The sequence below is a fragment of the Streptomyces sp. JK94 genome (genome assembly GCF_053613315.1).
On sequence record NZ_JBSICH010000053.1, the window covers coordinates 21,219 to 37,175 of the forward strand.

Genomic DNA, 15,957 nt, shown 5'->3' on the forward strand with positions numbered 1-15,957 from the left:
TGACCGGCTAGGAGCCGCCGGCTTCCCGGTGCGCCTGGGTCACCAGGCCGGTGGCGACCTCGAGGACGGCCGCGCGCTTCTCCTCGGGGTCGCCCTCCAGGTCCTGGAGCACGAACATCCCGGCGTGCAGCGTGAACAGCGCACTCACACAGCGGACCTGGTCGACCAGGTCCGCTTCCGGGTCCATGAGGATGTCGCGCAGGCCGAGCATGCGGGTCTTGAACATCTCGCCGATGCGCAGGTCCCGCACCGTGGCCTGGTTCTCCTGCATGAAGCGGAACAGGGGCGCCGCGGCCGCCAGGACCTCGCCGTAGCGGCGGACGATCTCCTGCTTCGTCTCCAGGGTGTGCGGCTGCCGCCGCCCCCACGCGATCAGGTCCTCGATCGGCCGGGTGAGATCCTCGAAGATGCTGACCAGGATCTCTTCCTTGGTCTTGAAGTGGTAGTAGAGCGCCGCCTTGGTGACGTCCAGGCGCTCGGCGATCTCGCGGAGCGAGGTCTTCTCGTACCCCTGTTCGGCGAAGAGCCCGAGTGCCACGTCCTGGATGCGCTGGCGGGTGTCCCCGCGGCGCCGCTGCTGCCTGGTGCCGTCCATCGTGCCGCCCATCCTCCTACGCACCTCCCGTTCCGCGCACCTGCCCACCGCTCCGTGCGGGCGGACCGCTCCGACCGCTTTCCTAAAAACTTACTTGACGACCGGCTAGTTACGCGTCTACTTTCCCGAGTGTAGTCAACTTGCCGGGCGGCAAGTAAGCGCGCAGCAGCGGTGGAGTGAGGGTCATGACGGACACATCGGTGGAAGAGGTCGTCGGCGCCGACGGCGAGCAGCCCAGGAGCGTACGGGTGGTCCTGCTCGCGCTCATGATCGCGATGATGCTCGCGATGCTCGACAACATGATCATCGGTACGGCGATGCCGACGATCGTGGGCGAGCTGGGCGGCCTGGAGCACCTGGCCTGGGTGGTCACCGCCTACACCCTCGCGACCGCGGCCTCCACCCCGCTGTGGGGCAAGATCGGCGACATGTACGGGCGCAAGGGCTCGTTCATGGCGTCGATCGTGATCTTCCTGGCCGGTTCGGCGCTCAGCGGCATGGCCCAGGACATGGGCCAGCTCATCGGCTTCCGTGCCGTCCAGGGCCTGGGCGCCGGCGGCCTGATGGTCGGCGTCATGGCCATCATCGGCGACCTGATCCCGCCGCGGGAGCGCGGCAAGTACCAGGGCATGATGGCCGGCGTCATGGCGCTGGCCATGATCGGCGGACCGCTGGTCGGCGGCACCATCACCGACCACTGGGGCTGGCGCTGGTCCTTCTACATCAACCTGCCGCTCGGCGCGGTCGCGCTGGTCGCCGTCAGCGCCGTACTGCACCTGCCGAAGAAGCGCAGCGAGGCGCGGATCGACTACCTGGGCGCCGTGCTGCTGACCGTCGGCATCACCGCCGTCGTGCTCGTCACCACCTGGGGCGGCACCGAGTACGCCTGGAGCTCCGCGCGGATCATGGAGCTGTCCGGCATCGGCGTCGCCGCGCTGGTCGGGTTCGTGTTCTGGCAGACCAAGGCGGCGGAGCCGGTCGTGCCGCTGCACATCTTCCGCAGCCGCAACTTCACGCTGATGTCCCTCATCGGCTTCGTCACCGGCTTCGTGATGTTCGGCGCCACCCTCTTCCTGCCGCTGTACCAGCAGGCGGTGCAGGGCGCGTCCGCCACCAACTCCGGGCTGCTGCTCCTGCCGATGCTGGGCGCGATGCTCGTCACGTCGATGGTCGCCGGGCGGGTCACCACCCACACCGGCCGCTACAAGATCTTCCCGGTGGCCGGCGGCGTGCTCATGACCGTCGGGCTGTACCTGCTGTCGCTGATGGACACCGACACCAGCCGCTTCACCTCCGGGGTGTACATGGCGGTAGTCGGTCTCGGCATGGGCTGCCTGATGCAGATCACCATGCTGGTGGCGCAGAACAGCGTGGAGATGAAGGACATGGGCGTCGCGTCCTCGTCCACCACCCTCTTCCGCACCCTCGGCTCCTCCTTCGGCGTGGCGATCATGGGTGCCCTGTTCAACCACCGGGTGCAGGACGTCATGGCCCAGAAGGCCGGCGCGCTGGGCACCAAGGTGACCGAGCAGTCCGCCCAGCTGGACGCGGCGAGCCTGGCCAAGCTGCCGGAGGCGGCGCGCGTGGCGTACCAGGACGCGGTGTCCGCCGGGACGCACGGCGCGTTCCTGCTCGGTGCCGTGGTGGCGGTGGCCGCGCTGGTCGCGGCGGTCTTCGTGACGGAGGTGCCGCTGAAGGGGGCGGGCCCGAAGGCGGCCGACACCCCGGCCGACGGCGACGGCGACGGGGGCGACGGCGACGGGGGCTACGACGACACGGCCACGGCTACGGCCGGGGTCACGGCTGCTGCCGCGCCCAAGGAGCCGGTGACCGGGGCGGTGTGACGCCTGTCCGCCACAGGGGCCTCCGGGGGGTTGCGGCCACCCGGAGGCCTTCGGTGTGGCCCTCACCTCCTGCACGCCGTGACCAGGGCGAAGGAGAGGAACTCCCCGCCGTCGGGGGCGAGCATGTCGATGACGGTCCGGTCGATGACGGTCCGGTCGTCGGCGGTCCGGTCGTCCGTGGTCCGGTGGTCCGGTGGTCCGGTGGTTCGTGGTCCGGTGGTCCGGTTGTTCGCGGTCCGGTCGTTCGCCCGGTACCAGGCCCCCGCCCGGGCCCACAGCAGCCAGTCCCGCCAGGCCCACGCCTGCCGTCGTCCGGCGGACCGGCGGCTGACGGGACCGGCAGCCCCGGCAGTCGTCGGCGCCCCCGCACTGCGCCGGTCCGGAGCAGGGACCACACGCGGCCAACGCGATCCAGCTGCTCAATTGAGCAGCCCGAGGACAGTCCACCCCGAGATGCTCACGCTGTCCGTGCCCCGTGCAGCCCTCGGCCGTATGGACGAGCTGCGGCCTCGACCCGGACCGGGACCAGGCCTGTCAGGCCGGGCCGCCCGGGGGGCCGCTGTGGGGCCGGTCCGGCAGCAACGGATAGCTCCCGGTGTTCGTCGGCGCGTGCTCCGGCAGCCACAGGACGGCGACCGCCCCCTCGGCCGGTACGTGATCGGGTGTCCCCGCGGGCCGTACGTTGCGGAAGGTGAGCCGGGCGCCCAGGACCCGGGCCTGGCCCGCCGCGATGGTCAGGCCGAGCCCGTGACCGCGGCCGGCCCGGTCCGCGCTGCCGGTGCGGAAGCGGCTCGGCCCTTCGGCGAGCAGGGCTTCGGGGAAGCCGGGCCCGTGGTCGCGGACCCGGATCACCCGGCCCTCGACGCTGACCTCGACGGGCGGCCGGCCGTGCCGGGCGGCGTTGGCGAGCAGATTGAACAGCACGCGTTCCAGGCGGCGCGGGTCGGTGGTGACCTCCGACTCGTGCACCACGTGGACCGCGACGTCCGGGTCCTTGGCCGCCACCCGCCGGGTCACGAAGTCGCCCAGCATGATGTCCTGCAGCTCGGCCCGCTCGGAGGCCCCGTCCAGCCGGGCCACCTCCAGGACGTCCTCGACGAGCGTGCGCATCGCCTTCGCCCGGTCCAGCACCAGCTCGGTCGGGCGGCCCGGCGGCAGTAGCTCGGCGGCCGTCAGCAGCCCGGTCACCGGAGTGCGCAGTTCGTGCGCGATGTCGGCGGTGACCCGGCGCTCCGCCTCCAGCCGTTCCTGCAGGGCGTCCGCCATCGCGTCCACGGCGCTCGCGAGGTCGTCGGTCTCGTCCCGGACGACCCCGCCGATGGCGTCCCGCACGCGGACGTCGGGCTCACCGCCCGCGACCCGGTGCGCGGCGGTGGAGGCCTTGCGCAACCGGCGCGACAACTGGCCGCCGATGAGCACGCCGAGTGCGCTGCCGCCGAGGACGACCGCGATGGAGCCGATGACCAGGGCCTGGTCGAGGTCCTTGAGGATGTCCGCGCTGCGGTCGGTGAACCCGGAGTGCAGGGACATCACGTGTCCGTCCTTGAGCGGCACGGCCGCCCAGATGTCCGTCACCCCGTCGGCCCGCTCGGAGACGTACGTCGCCCTGCGCCCGTCCTCGACCTTCCTGCGCAGCTCGGCCGGCAGTTCGGGGTCGTCGATCCGGGCGTTGGGGAAGTTCTGCCGCCCGGACAGCTCGTAGTTGCGCTGGGCGATCAGGACCCGGTCGTCGGCGAGGTCACGCGCGTTGTCCAGCATCGACACCCGGGCCGCGTTGTGCACGACCAGGCTCAGCGCGACCGCTACCAGCGCTCCGACCAGCGCGATGGCCGCGCTGAGCTTCCAGCGCAGCCCGGTGCGGATACCCAGAGCCCGGGCGCCCCGTCCGGCCCAGCCACCCCGCTCCGCCCACGCGCCCCGCTCCGCCCGGGCGCCCCGTCCGGCCCAGGCACCCCGCTCCGCCCGGGCGTCCCGTCCCGGCCGGGCACCCGGCTCCGTGCCGGGGTCCGCTGCCCTGCGCGCACCCGGCTGCGTGCGTGTGCCCGGTTCCCTGCGGACACCCGGCTGCGTACGGCCCGGTTCCCTGCGTGTGCCCGGCTCCGTGCGGGTGCCGGGACGCCCCGGTGGCGAGGCGGTCAGGTGTCGGAAGAAGCCCCGCATGTCCCTGTGTCCCCGCTCAGGCCTTCAACTTGTAGCCGAAACCGCGGACCGTCTCGATCCGGTCCTGACCGATCTTGGTGCGCAGCCGCTGCACATGGACGTCGACGACGCGGGTGTCCCCGCCCCAGCCGTAGTCCCACACGCGTTCCAGGAGCTTGTCGCGCGAGAGCACCGTGCCCGGCGCGGAGGAGAACTCCAGCAGCAGCCGCATCTCGGTCGGGGTGAGTGCCACCGGCTGCCCGGCCCGGCGCACCTCCATGCCCTCGGTGTCGACCTCCAGCTCGCCGAAGGTGAGCGGGCCCCCGGTGCCCGCGGTGCCCTCCGCGTCCGACCCGTCACCGCCGCCGGCGTGGCCGAAGCGGCGCAGCACCGCGCGGATCCGGGCGACCAGCACCGCCCCGTCGAACGGTTTGGTGACGTAGTCGTCCGCGCCGGCCTCCAGGCCGAGGACGACGTCGATGGAGTCCGCCCGCGCCGACAGCATGATCACCGGCACGGTGGACTCGTCCCGGATCCGGCGGCACAGGCTGACGCCGTCCAGGCCGGGGACCATGACGTCGAGGAGCGCGATGTCGGGGCGGTCGGCCCGGAACGCCTCCAGGCCCGACAGCCCGTCGGGCATCGCGGTGACCGCGAAGCCGTCCCGCTCCAGGGCGAGCTGGGTGGCTTCGCGGATGACGTCGTCGTCCTCGACGAACAGGACGTGTGTCTGGTCTGCCATCCCGGTGCTCTCAGTCCTCGTGTGCCGTCACTGGGGAGACGCGGAGGGCGCGCGCCGCGTTCACTTCTCCGTCGGTGTTCATGTCGCCATCGGTCCGAGCGGCCCGATCGGTTCACGTGCCGTGCGCGTCAGCTGCCCGGCTCCGGGACCGGTGAGGGCACGGCACCGACCGCGTTGCTGTAGTCGTTGTGGGTGCGGTACTCCTCGGTGAACCGGTTCGAGGCCCAGCGGTACGTGATCACGTCGTCGCCGGACGGACTGGACACCGGGTCGCCCTTCTCGTACACCTGCTTGGTCACCACCAGGTCGCCGCGGTCGATCTCCGCGTAGACCGGGGGCTCCTCCGCCTTGAACACATTCTGGTACGCGCCGCCCTCCTCGCGGTACACGTAACTGCCCACACCCACCGCGTCACCGCACGTCAGCACGTTGACGACGACGTCCTCCGCCGGGCCCCCGGTCAGTTCCCCGTACGACACGTCGACGGGGTACTCGTCGGCGACGCACGGTTCCAGCTCGCGCTTGACCTCCGTGGAGACCTCGGGGTCGGCCTTGACGAGCCGCACCGCGTCCACGCGGCCGGGGACCTCGGAGGGGGAGACCGCGGGCGAGGAGGAGGCGGCGCCGCCGCCCGCCGCGTCCGCGCGGGCCGGGCCCTCGTCACGGGCGCCGGTACCGCCGGCGCCGCAGCCGGAGAGGCAGACGCCGAGGACGGCGAACACGGCCACCGCCGTACTCGCCGCCTGCCCGCTCCCGCGGGCCCCCCCGGGTGATCGACCGACGGTCAGGCCGCGCAACGTTCCCGCTCCTCACGCTCCAGCGCCCGTGCGTCCAGATCGCGGGCGACCAGCTCCTCACGGAGCCGGGCGAGCGCCCGGTGCAGCGTGCTCTTGACCGTTCCGGCCGACATGCCGAGGGCGGCGGCCGTCTCCTCCGTTGACATCTGCTCCCAGTGTCGCAGCACCACGACGCTGCGCTGTTTGGGGGCGAGCACCTTCATGACGTCCATCAGCAGGGCGCGGTCCGCGTGCTGCTCGGTGGAGTCGTCCACGCAGGACTCCGGGAGCTGCTCGGTCGGCACCTCCTCCAGCTTCCGGGCCCGCCACCACTCGGTCCGCGTGTTGATCATCACCCGGCGCAGGTAGGCGTCCGCCAGCCGCTTGTCCTCGATGGTCGACCAGCGGCGGTACGTCCGTGCCAGCGCGGTCTGCAGCAGGTCCTGGGCGTCGACGGGGTCCGGGACCAGGCGCCGTGCGCTGCGCAGCAGCGCGTCCTGCCGGGTACGGACGTACTCCTCGAACTCGAGCACCTCGCCCTGCGCCATGGTCAACCGCCTTCCGATCCCCGTATCCGGCGGCCTGATCGCCACCGGGCCCACTGCCCGTGGTCCGTAGTCGCCCTGTGCCTGCGGGGCTTGGATACGAAAGTAGGGAAGCGTTGTCACGGCGCTGTGCGAAGCAGCCTGCGGCAAACCCTCGGCTGTCCGTCGGTTGTGTAACGGAGGCGGGGACGGATCCGGAGGATGGGTTGCTTGATGGCGGTAGGGGGTGATGTGTCCGGCGGTGCCGTCGTCACGGAGACCGTCGCGGTGTGGGCCCCCGCTGTGCGGCGGCTGTGGACGTCAGCTCAGCGGCAGCCGGTACATCCCGTCCGCCAGCGGTTCCACCAGGCCGTCGGCGACGAGGCCGTCCAGGGCGCGGGCGCGCTGGACCGGTTCGTGCCACACCTGGTCGAGGGCCGACTGCGGCACCGGCTCGTGCGCCTCCCGCAGCACCGCGAGCAGCCGGCCGCGCACCTGCCGGTCGGTGCCGGCGTACGTCTGGCCGCGGCGCGGGGGTCCGTCGTGCGCGGGCTTTCCGGCCAGCCGCCAGGTGCACCGGGCCGCGATCGGGCAGCGGTGGCACTGCTCGTTCTTCGCCGTGCAGACGAGCGCGCCCAGCTCCATGGAGGCGGCGGCCCAGCGCGCGGCGTCCGCCTCGTCGTCCGGCAGCAGGGCCCGTGCCAGTTTCCGCTCGGCGGCGGTGGTGGCGTTCGGCGGGTACTGCACGCCGGTGACCGCGCGGGCGAACACCCGGCGGACGTTGGTGTCCAGTACGGCGTGCCGCTGGCCGTAGGCGAAGGAGGCGACCGCGGCGGCCGTGTACTCGCCGATGCCGGGCAGCGCCAGCAACTGGGCGTGGTCCGCCGGTACGTCGCCGCCGTGCCGTTCCGTTATGGCCGCGGCGGCGCCGTGCAGGCGCAGGGCACGGCGCGGATAACCGAGCCGGCCCCAGGCGCGGACGGCTTCGCCGGGCGCTTCCGCGGCGAGGTCGGCGGGGCGCGGCCAGCGGGCCAGCCACTGCTCGTAGACGGGCAGGACCCGGCTCACCGGCGTCTGCTGGAGCATGAACTCACTGACCATCACACCCCAGGCGCCGGCCTCGGGGCGCCGCCAGGGCAGATCTCGGGCGTGCTCGTCGAACCAGTCGATGACGGGAGTGTGCAGCGGCACACCGGGCGCGGCCCGCTCCTCGGCCGGGGCGGTGGCCGGGGCCGGGAGCGGGGTCGCGGCGGGGTCGGAGGGGTCGTTGTGCGAGGGCTTCGTGGGCGCAGTCATGACCCTCCGATCCTGCCACGGGATGACCGCCGCACGGGTGCACCGCCACCCGGTGGCGGCCACGACACCTGACGATCCACGGGGGTGCCGCATGTCCCGCCGCTCGTCCCGCCGCTCGCGGCATCGGCTCCCGTGGCAGGCACCCGTCCCGAGGCGAGTGCCGCCAAGCGGCGACGCACAGCGCGCCGGACCGCAGGAGACCACCCGCCTCCGTCCGCACCTCCACCGCGTGTCGCGCCCACGCCGGGATGTTGTGGGCGAAGCCGGTGACGTCGCGGTGCAGCTCGTCCTCTTCGGAGGCCATACTCACGGAGGGTGATCGGGTGCCCGATACGGCCACGCTCTGCGATCGGCAGGTGCCGCACCGGACGACCGGCAGGCAGTCCGGGCCGTCTCCGGAATGATGATCCGTAAAAGTTGGTAACCCGAACGGCGGGTGGGACAGGGGAACGCGCCGATCTCTCGTACAGTTTGCGCCGTGGGATCTCTGCGCAATCCGGTCGGGCCGCTTCCCTCCTCCATCTACTGGCGACGGAGGGCCGTACTGCTGTCCCTGTTCGCGGTGTTGGCACTACTGATCGCATGGGTCGTGGTGGCCGGCGGCGGTGACGGCGGCAACGGCCGCCAGGACGGGGCCGACGGCAAGAACCCGGCGCCTTCGATCACTCCCGGGCCCTCGAGCTCCGGGCCGGCGATCAGTCAGGCGCCGGGCGGCCGCGACGAGTCGGGGAGCGGGGACTCCGGTGGATCGGGCTCCGGTTCGGGCTCGGGCTCCGGGAGCGGCGACGGGTCCGGTGCCGACGAGTCCGGCGGCGGTGCCGGCTCCGGTGGCGCGGGCGGTACCGGCGCGGGCGGTTCCGCGGGCGGTGCGGCGACCGGCGTCGGCGCGGGTGACGCGCTGCCGGTTGGTTCGAGCCTTCCCGACTGCACACCGAACGCGGTGAAGTTGAGCCTGCGCAGCGTCCGCAACACCTATACGCCCGGTCAGACCCCTACCTTCGAACTGACCGCGCGCAACACCTCCGGCAGCGACTGCAAGGTCGATCTCGGCCCCAAGCGCGCGGTGCTGACCATCACGCCGGCCGAGGGCGAGGACGTCTACTGGTCCTCCGACGCGTGCGTCCAGGGCACGGGCAGCCTGCAGTACCGGGTGGCGGCGGGGAGCGGCATCACCTCCACCGTGAAGTGGGACCGCAAGCCGAGCGCCAAGGAGTGCGGGACGCCTCCGACGGGGTCGGCCAAGGCGGGGACGTACCTGGTGGAGGCCGAGGCGGCCGGGTTCGAGAAGGTACGGACGTCGTTCGTACTGAAGAACGACTGACGCGACTGACGCGAACCGACCCGGGCCGGGCCGGTCAGACGTAGCGCTCCAGGATCGACGACTCCGCCAGCCGCGACAGGCCCTCCCGCACGCTGCGCGCCCGCGCCTCACCGACGCCGTCCACCGCCTGGAGGTCGTCCACGCTGGCGGCGAGCAGCTTCTGCAGGCCGCCGAAGTGCTCCACGAGGCGGTCGATGATCGCCCCGGGCAGCCGCGGCACCTTCGCCAGCAGCCGGAAGCCGCGCGGCGACACCGCCGTGTCCAGGGTCTCCGGGGAGCCGGTGTAGCCCAACGCGCGTGCCACCGTGGACAGTTCGAGCAACTCGGCGTGGCTCAGCTTGTCCAGTTCGACGAGCGCCTCGTCGACCGTGCGGGAGCGCTTGGCGGTGGGCTCGGGAACGTAGTCCCGCACGACCAGTTCCCGCTCGGGCTCCACGCCGGCGATCAACTCGTCCAGCTGGAGCGCCAGCAGACGCCCGTCCGTGCCCAGCTCCACCACGTACTCGGCGATCTCGGTCGCGATGCGGCGCACCATCTCCAGCCGCTGGGACACCGCCGAGACGTCCCGGACGGTGACCAGGTCCTCGATCTCCAGCGCCGACAGCGTGCCCGCGACCTCGTCGAGGCGGAGCTTGTAGCGCTCCAGGGTCGCCAGGGCCTGGTTGGCGCGGGACAGGATCGCCGCGGAGTCCTCCAGGACGCGGCGCTGGCCGTCGACGTAGAGGGCGATCAGGCGCATGGACTGGGAGACGGAGACGACGGGGAAGCCGACCTGCTTGCTGACCCGGTCCGCCGTACGGTGCCGGGTGCCGGTCTCCTCGGTGGGGATCGTCGGGTCGGGGAGGAGCTGCACGCCCGCCCGCAGGATCTTGCCGAGGTCCGCGGAGAGCACGATGCCGCCGTCGAGCTTGCACAGCTCGCGCAGCCGGGTCGCCGTGAACTCGACGTCCAGCACGAATCCGCCCGTGCACATCGACTCGACGGTCTTGTCCGAGCCCAGCACGATGAGACCGCCGGTGTTGCCGCGAAGGACCCGTTCCAGGCCGTCCCGCAGGGGCGTGCCGGGCGCCACCGCGCTCAGCGAGGCGCGCATCAGGCCATCGGCACCGGCACTCCCACCGGACTTTCCGGGAGCTGCTGCCCGGTCGTTGGCTGCCACTGCACTCCTCCGGTCGCAGGTTCTTCAGGCGTCCCCTGTCGCACACTCGGACGTACGGACGGGCGAGACCAGGGCAAAGTCTACCGGCGGTCCTCGTCCTCCCGTGGGGCCTCTCGCCGACGCGAGCGCGGAAGCACCCGCAGGGCGTCCCCTATGTCCGCGACCTCCAGAACCTTCATGCCGTCAGGGACCCGGCCGGGGTCGGTCGGTACCAGGGCGTGCGTGAAGCCCAGACGGTGCGCCTCGGAGAGCCTGCGCTGCACGCCCGTGACCCGTCTCACCTCGCCGGCGAGGCCCACCTCGCCGATCGCGACGAGGTTCTTGGGCAGCGGGGTGTCGCTCGCGGCACTCGCCAGCGCCAGCGCGACGGCCAGGTCGGCGGCCGGCTCGGAGAGCTTCACACCGCCGACCGTCGCGGAGTAGATGTCCCTTTTGCCCAACGCGCTGATGCGGCCGCGCTGCTCCAGGACGGCCAGCATCATGGAGACGCGGGACGTCTCCAGGCCGGACGTGGTGCGCCGCGGCGACGGGATCTGGGAGTCGACGGTCAGCGCCTGCACCTCGGCCACCAGCGGACGGCGCCCCTCCAGTGTGACGGTCAGACAGGTGCCGGGCACCGGTTCGGCACGCCGGGTGAGGAACAGGCCGCTGGGGTCGGTCAGGCCGGTGATGCCCTCGTCGTGCAGCTCGAAGCAGCCGACCTCGTCGGTGGTGCCGTACCGGTTCTTGACGCCCCGCACCAGCCTCAGGCGGGCGTGCCGGTCGCCCTCGAAATGCAGCACGACGTCCACGAGGTGCTCCAGCAGCCGCGGACCCGCGATGGCCCCGTCCTTGGTGACGTGGCCCACCAGCAGCGTGGACATCCCGCGGTCCTTGGAGGCGCGGATCAGCGCCCCCGCCACCTCCCGGACCTGCGCCATGCCGCCGGGGGCGCCGTCGATCTCGGGGGAGGCCACCGTCTGCACGGAGTCGAGGATCAGCAGCGACGGCTTGACCGCGTCCAGGTGTCCCAGCACGGCCGAGAGGTCGGTCTCGGCGGCGAGGTACAGGTGGTCGTCGATGGCCTTGATGCGGTCGGCGCGCAGCCGCACCTGGCTCGCCGACTCCTCACCGGTGACGTAGAGGGTCTTGTGCTCCTCGCTCGCCGACTTGGCCGCCACGTCCAGCAGCAGGGTGGACTTGCCGACGCCGGGCTCGCCCGCGACGAGCACCACGGCACCGGGCACGAGTCCGCCGCCGAGCACCCGGTCCAGCTCGGGCACGCCGGTGGAGCGGGCGGTGGCCTGCCGGCCGTCGACCTGGCCGATGGGCAGCGCGGAGGTGGTGACGCGCCCCGGCGTCGTCGTACGCACCGCGGGCGCGCCGTACTCCTCGACCGTGCCCCAGGCCTGGCATTCGGGGCAGCGGCCGAGCCACTTGGCCGTCTGCCAGCCGCACTCGGTGCAGCGGTAGGACGGCCGGTCCTTGGTGGTCTTCGCACGGGCAGCCATGCACGAACCGTAACCGCACCCACCGACAACGCGGCCCGTCCGGCCCACGGCGACCGGGCCGCGAGCGGCCGCAACGGCCCACGGCGACGAGGCAGCCACCGGACCTGACGCACCCCGCCTCGCCCCACGCCACCTCGCCCCACCCCGTCCCGCCCGGCCGAGGCGCTCCCCCCGCCGTCCCCGCCCGGCCTCCTCGCGCCGCCCCGACGGGCCGCTGCCACCCCGAACGAGCCACGGTCACCCCGAAACGGCCACGGAACATCCGCCTCCTGTCCCCTTATGAGGGATCGTTTCACCCGTACGGATTAAAAGGAGCCAATGCGCCACTTCGCGCCACCCATGGCCCCCTACGGTCGCCGAGTGATGAGGAGCAGTCCGGAAACCACGACCCGCACGACCGGCGCACACCGGGTGTACCGGGAAGCGCGTGACCGCACCGCGGCGCGCACGCTGGCGCAACGGCCGCCCGCGCGCTACGACGCGTATCTGGACGGCCTGTTCACGTACTGCCTGTCCGTGCTCTGCGACCACGACACCGCGACCGCCGCCCTGGGCGACGTCCTGGCGCTCGCCGAGCGCCGCGGCAACCGCGGGCCCGGGGACGCCGACGACCGCAGGGCCTGGCTGTACGCCCTGGCCCGCTGGGCGTGCCTGCGCAAGCTGGCCGAGGCCAAGCAGAAACGTCCGAGCAGCCACGCGGCAGGCCGCCCGGACCCCGCCCGCCGACCGTCCGCGCCCCCGCCCGCCTCCCCCGGGAACGACGAGGAGCAGGAGCGGCACCGCCGCGAACTCGCCCTCCTGGCCTGGCCGGAGGCGGCCGGCACCACCCCGGAGCAGCGCGAGGCCCTCGAACTCGCCGTACGCCACCAGCTCGCCGTCCACGAGGTCGCCGCCGTCCTCGGCATGGACCCGGCCGCCACCCGCGAACTGCTCGCCTCGGCGGCCTGCGAGGTCGAGCGCACCAGCGCCGCGCTGGCCGTCGTCGAGACCGGCAGCTGCGCGGGCGTGGCCCGCCTCACCGGCGACAACCAGTACGTGCTGAGCGCCGCCCTGCGCCGCGAGCTGGTCCGGCACGTCGACGACTGCCCGCGCTGCCGCCGCACCGCCGAGCGCGCGGTCCCCGGCCGCTGGCCCGGCACCAGCGTGACGCCCGCCGAGCTGCCCGTCCTGCGGGCGCCCCGCGCGGCGCTGCACACGGCCATGGCGCACCTCCCGCGCGCGCGGAGCGCGGCACCCCGGTTCGACCGGCGGGGTTTCCCGATGGACCCCAAGGACCGCGCGGCCCGGCGGGACCGCCTCCGCGCGCGTGCCGTCACCACGACCGTCGTCGCCACCGTCGTCGCGGCCCCCGTGCTCGCCCTGTGGGCGGCCTACCGGGGCACCCCGGTCGTCGAGGGCGAGGACGGCCGCTCGGCCAGCGCCGGCGAGCGGCAGAGCCCCGACGGCACGGACGGAGGATCGGCGGGCGGCGCCTACGGCTACGAGAACACCGGCAACACGCGCACCACGCCCGGCACCCGCTTCGGCCGGCACGGCAAGGCCGACGTCTCCGTCGAGGTCGTCAGTGTCTCCGGCGCCGGCGAGAAGGGGGCCGGCCACCTCGAGGTGAGGGCCGGCCACGACGGCGACACCACGCTGATCACGCTGACCGCGACCGGCGGCGCCCCGGTGCGCTGGTCCGCGACCACCGGCGCGCCCTGGCTCTACCTGAGCCGTTCGTCGGGCACCGTGCGTCCCGGCGAGACGCTGACGGTCAAGGTGTACGTCGACCACCTGCGCGAGCCCTCCGGCCACTGGAGCGCGCGGGTGGCCGTCTCGCCCGCCGGCGCGGTCGTCTCCATCGAGGGCTACGGCACGGCGCCCGGCCCGACCCGTCCGAACCCGCGGCCGAGCACGCCCGACGACTCCCCGTCCCCGTCGGACCCCGGCCCGGACCCGTCGCCGTCCACCTCGGCGCCCTCCGACCCGTCACCCACCCGGCCCGGCCCCGACCCGACGCCCACCGGCGACCCGTCACCCACCGGCGACCCGACGCCCACCGACGGCACGGGCGGTGTGTCACCGCCGCCCGGCAGCGGCGGACCGAGTCCGTCCACCGCGTAGCGCCGCGCTCAGCGGGCCGGGTCGGCCGGGTGCGGGGCCACCAGCGGCAGCTGCGAGGCCAGCCGCTCCTCGCACAGCTCGGCCAGCCGGTCGTAGCCCGCCTTGCCCATCAGCTCGGTCAGCTCCGGCCGGTAGGAGACGTACACCGGGTCGCCCGCGCCGTGCGCCGAGGTCGCCGAGGTGCACCACCAGTGCAGGTCGTGCCCGCCCGGGCCCCAGCCGCGGCGGTCGTACTCACCGATCGAGACCTGGAGCACGCGCGTGTCGTCGGGCCGGTCGATCCACTCGTACGTCCGGCGGACCGGGAGCTGCCAGCACACGTCCGGCTTGGTCTCCAGCGGCTCGCGGCCCTCCTTGAGGGCCAGGATGTGCAGCGAGCAGCCCGCGCCCCCGGCGAAGCCGGGCCGGTTCTGGAAGATGCAGGAACCCTGGAAGGGCCGGGTCTGCCGGGAACCCTCGTCGTCCTCGGAGATCCAGCCGTTCCGCGTGCCCTCGCCGTGGTGCTGCCAGACGTCCGGCGTGAGCCTCGCCACGTGCTCGGCGACCCGCCGCTCGTCGTCCTCGTCGGAGAAGTGGGCGCCCAGCGAGCAGCACCCGTCGTCCGCGCGGCCCGCCTGGATGCCCTGGCAGCCGCTGCCGAAGATGCAGGTCCAGCGGGAGGTCAGCCACGTCAGGTCGCACCGGAAGACCTGCTCGTCGTCCGCCGGATCCGGGAACTCCACCCACGCGCGCGCGAAGTCGAGGCCCTTCTCGTCGCCCATTTCGTACTTCTTGTCCTTCTTGGCCGACTTTGCGTCCTTCGCCTTCTTCGTCTTTGGCACGGCTCCAGGGTAAGACGCCCGGACCGGATGACGGCACCGCCGCACTCCCCGCTGGCAGTAGCGTTCCGCCCATGAGACTCGGTGTTCTCGACGTGGGATCGAACACGGTGCACCTGCTGGTGGTGGACGCGCACCCGGGCGCGTGTCCGCTGCCCGCCCATTCGCACAAGGCGGAGCTGCGCCTCGCCCAGCTCCTCGACGCGGACGGGGCGATCGGCCCCGACGGCGTCGACCGGCTCGTCGCGGTCCTCCGGGAGGCGCTCCAGGCCGCCGAGGACAAGGGCGTCGAGGACCTCCTGCCGTTCGCGACCTCCGCCGTGCGCGAGGCGAGCAACGCCGACGACGTCCTCGCGCGCGTGCGGGACGAGACCGGTGTCGAGCTGGCGGTCCTCTCCGGCGCGGAGGAGGCCCGGCTCACCTTCCTCGCGGTGCGCCGCTGGTTCGGCTGGTCCGCCGGCAAGCTGCTGGTCCTCGACATCGGCGGCGGCTCCCTGGAGATCGCCTACGGCATCGACGAGGAGCCCGACACCGCCGTGTCGCTGCCGCTCGGCGCGGGCCGGCTGACCGCCGCCTGGCTGCCGGGCGACCCGCCCGACGCGGACGACGTCAGGGCGCTGCGCCGGCACGTCCGTGCGGAGATCGCCCGTACGGTGGGCGACTTCAGCCGGTTCGGTGCCCCGGACCACGTGGTCGCCACCTCCAAGACCTTCCGGCAGCTCGCCCGTATCGCGGGTGCCGCCCGCTCCGCCGAGGGCCTCTACGTCCAGCGCGAGCTGAAGCGTGCCTCCCTGGAGGCCTGGGTGCCCCGCCTGGCCGCCATGACCACCCCCGAGCGCGCCGAGCTCCCCGGCGTCTCCGAGGGTCGTGCGGGCCAGCTCCCGGCGGGCGCCCTGGTCGCCGAGGCCGCGATGGACCTCTTCCGCGTCGAGACCCTGGAGATCTGCCCGTGGGCCCTGCGGGAGGGCGTGATCCTGCGGCGCCTCGACCACATGGGCCACGGGTGACGCCCCCGGGAGACGGCGGGCCGTACGCCGGCGTACGGCCCGCCGCATGGGCGCGGGCGACCGCGGTGGGCCCGCACCCGCCGCTATGGCAATCACCACAACGGGGCGCAGGCACCCCGCGGCTCCCGGCGCCCACCCCGTAA

Annotated in this window: 14 protein-coding genes; 4 read left to right on the forward strand and 10 right to left on the reverse strand. The window is 73.3% G+C overall.

The features are described 5' to 3' along the window. Positions 1 to 7: 7 nt before the first annotated feature. A complete protein-coding gene (locus ACVV2G_RS31990; protein ID WP_453846291.1) occupies positions 8 to 595 on the reverse strand; it encodes a TetR/AcrR family transcriptional regulator in 588 nt (195 codons plus the stop codon). 185 nt (positions 596 to 780) lie between these two features. On the opposite strand from ACVV2G_RS31990, the gene ACVV2G_RS31995 reads away from it, so the two are divergent. Beyond that, the gene (locus ACVV2G_RS31995) at positions 781 to 2,439 is read left to right on the forward strand and encodes an MDR family MFS transporter (protein WP_453846292.1); all 1,659 of its coding nucleotides are present in this window, start codon (positions 781 to 783) and stop codon (positions 2,437 to 2,439) included. A gap of 62 nt (positions 2,440 to 2,501) precedes the next feature. Here ACVV2G_RS31995 and ACVV2G_RS32000 read toward each other — a convergent pair whose 3' ends face one another. The 6 genes from ACVV2G_RS32000 to ACVV2G_RS32025 all read right to left on the reverse strand — a co-directional run bounded on the left by ACVV2G_RS32000 (position 2,502) and on the right by ACVV2G_RS32025 (position 7,916). Next, positions 2,502 to 2,834: a hypothetical protein gene (locus ACVV2G_RS32000; RefSeq protein WP_453846293.1), complete on the reverse strand. Its 333-nt coding sequence runs from the start codon at positions 2,832 to 2,834 to the stop codon at positions 2,502 to 2,504. A gap of 139 nt (positions 2,835 to 2,973) precedes the next feature. Next, positions 2,974 to 4,599 carry a two-component system sensor histidine kinase CseC gene (gene cseC / locus ACVV2G_RS32005; RefSeq protein WP_453846294.1) on the reverse strand — a complete coding sequence of 542 codons (1,626 nt, stop codon included), beginning with the start codon at positions 4,597 to 4,599 and terminating at the stop codon, positions 2,974 to 2,976. Positions 4,600 to 4,615: 16 nt separating this feature from the next. Further along, on the reverse strand, positions 4,616 to 5,320 hold the full coding sequence (gene cseB / locus ACVV2G_RS32010; RefSeq protein ID WP_453846295.1) for a two-component system response regulator CseB: 705 nt from the start codon (positions 5,318 to 5,320) through the stop codon (positions 4,616 to 4,618). Between the two features lie 128 nt (positions 5,321 to 5,448). Continuing rightward, positions 5,449 to 6,117, reverse strand: coding sequence for a hypothetical protein (locus tag ACVV2G_RS32015; RefSeq protein WP_453846296.1), 669 nt, complete (start codon positions 6,115 to 6,117; stop codon positions 5,449 to 5,451). Then, positions 6,105 to 6,644 (reverse strand): SigE family RNA polymerase sigma factor, encoded by a 540-nt coding sequence (locus tag ACVV2G_RS32020; RefSeq protein ID WP_053134953.1) that lies wholly within the window; start codon positions 6,642 to 6,644, stop codon positions 6,105 to 6,107. The genes ACVV2G_RS32015 and ACVV2G_RS32020 overlap by 13 nt, the downstream gene beginning before the upstream one ends. A 297-nt stretch (positions 6,645 to 6,941) precedes the next feature. Next, positions 6,942 to 7,916 (reverse strand): HhH-GPD family protein, encoded by a 975-nt coding sequence (locus ACVV2G_RS32025; RefSeq protein ID WP_453846297.1) that lies wholly within the window; start codon positions 7,914 to 7,916, stop codon positions 6,942 to 6,944. A gap of 478 nt (positions 7,917 to 8,394) precedes the next feature. On the opposite strand from ACVV2G_RS32025, the gene ACVV2G_RS32030 reads away from it, so the two are divergent. Next, complete coding sequence (locus ACVV2G_RS32030) at positions 8,395 to 9,237, forward strand: hypothetical protein (RefSeq protein ID WP_453846298.1); 843 nt, start codon at positions 8,395 to 8,397, stop codon at positions 9,235 to 9,237. A 34-nt stretch (positions 9,238 to 9,271) separates the two neighbouring features. Here the strand turns inward: ACVV2G_RS32030 and disA are convergent, their stop codons facing one another. Together disA and radA are read right to left on the reverse strand one after the other, a co-directional pair. Then, positions 9,272 to 10,396 (reverse strand): DNA integrity scanning diadenylate cyclase DisA, encoded by a 1,125-nt coding sequence (gene disA / locus ACVV2G_RS32035; RefSeq protein ID WP_453846299.1) that lies wholly within the window; start codon positions 10,394 to 10,396, stop codon positions 9,272 to 9,274. Positions 10,397 to 10,476: 80 nt separating this feature from the next. After that, positions 10,477 to 11,886, reverse strand: a complete 1,410-nt coding sequence (gene radA, locus ACVV2G_RS32040) for a DNA repair protein RadA (protein ID WP_453846300.1) — start codon at positions 11,884 to 11,886, stop codon at positions 10,477 to 10,479. A 363-nt stretch (positions 11,887 to 12,249) separates the two neighbouring features. Here radA and ACVV2G_RS32045 point away from each other — a divergent pair, with 363 nt between their 5' ends. Then, entirely contained in the window at positions 12,250 to 13,989 is a 1,740-nt protein-coding gene (locus ACVV2G_RS32045; protein ID WP_453846301.1) for a BACON domain-containing protein, read from the forward strand. An 8-nt stretch (positions 13,990 to 13,997) separates the two neighbouring features. Here the strand turns inward: ACVV2G_RS32045 and ACVV2G_RS32050 are convergent, their stop codons facing one another. Beyond that, entirely contained in the window at positions 13,998 to 14,810 is an 813-nt protein-coding gene (locus tag ACVV2G_RS32050) for a DUF3109 family protein (protein ID WP_453846302.1), read from the reverse strand. A gap of 71 nt (positions 14,811 to 14,881) precedes the next feature. Here ACVV2G_RS32050 and ACVV2G_RS32055 point away from each other — a divergent pair, with 71 nt between their 5' ends. Further along, positions 14,882 to 15,814: a Ppx/GppA family phosphatase gene (locus ACVV2G_RS32055; protein WP_453846303.1), complete on the forward strand. Its 933-nt coding sequence runs from the start codon at positions 14,882 to 14,884 to the stop codon at positions 15,812 to 15,814. Positions 15,815 to 15,957 lie beyond the last annotated feature (143 nt).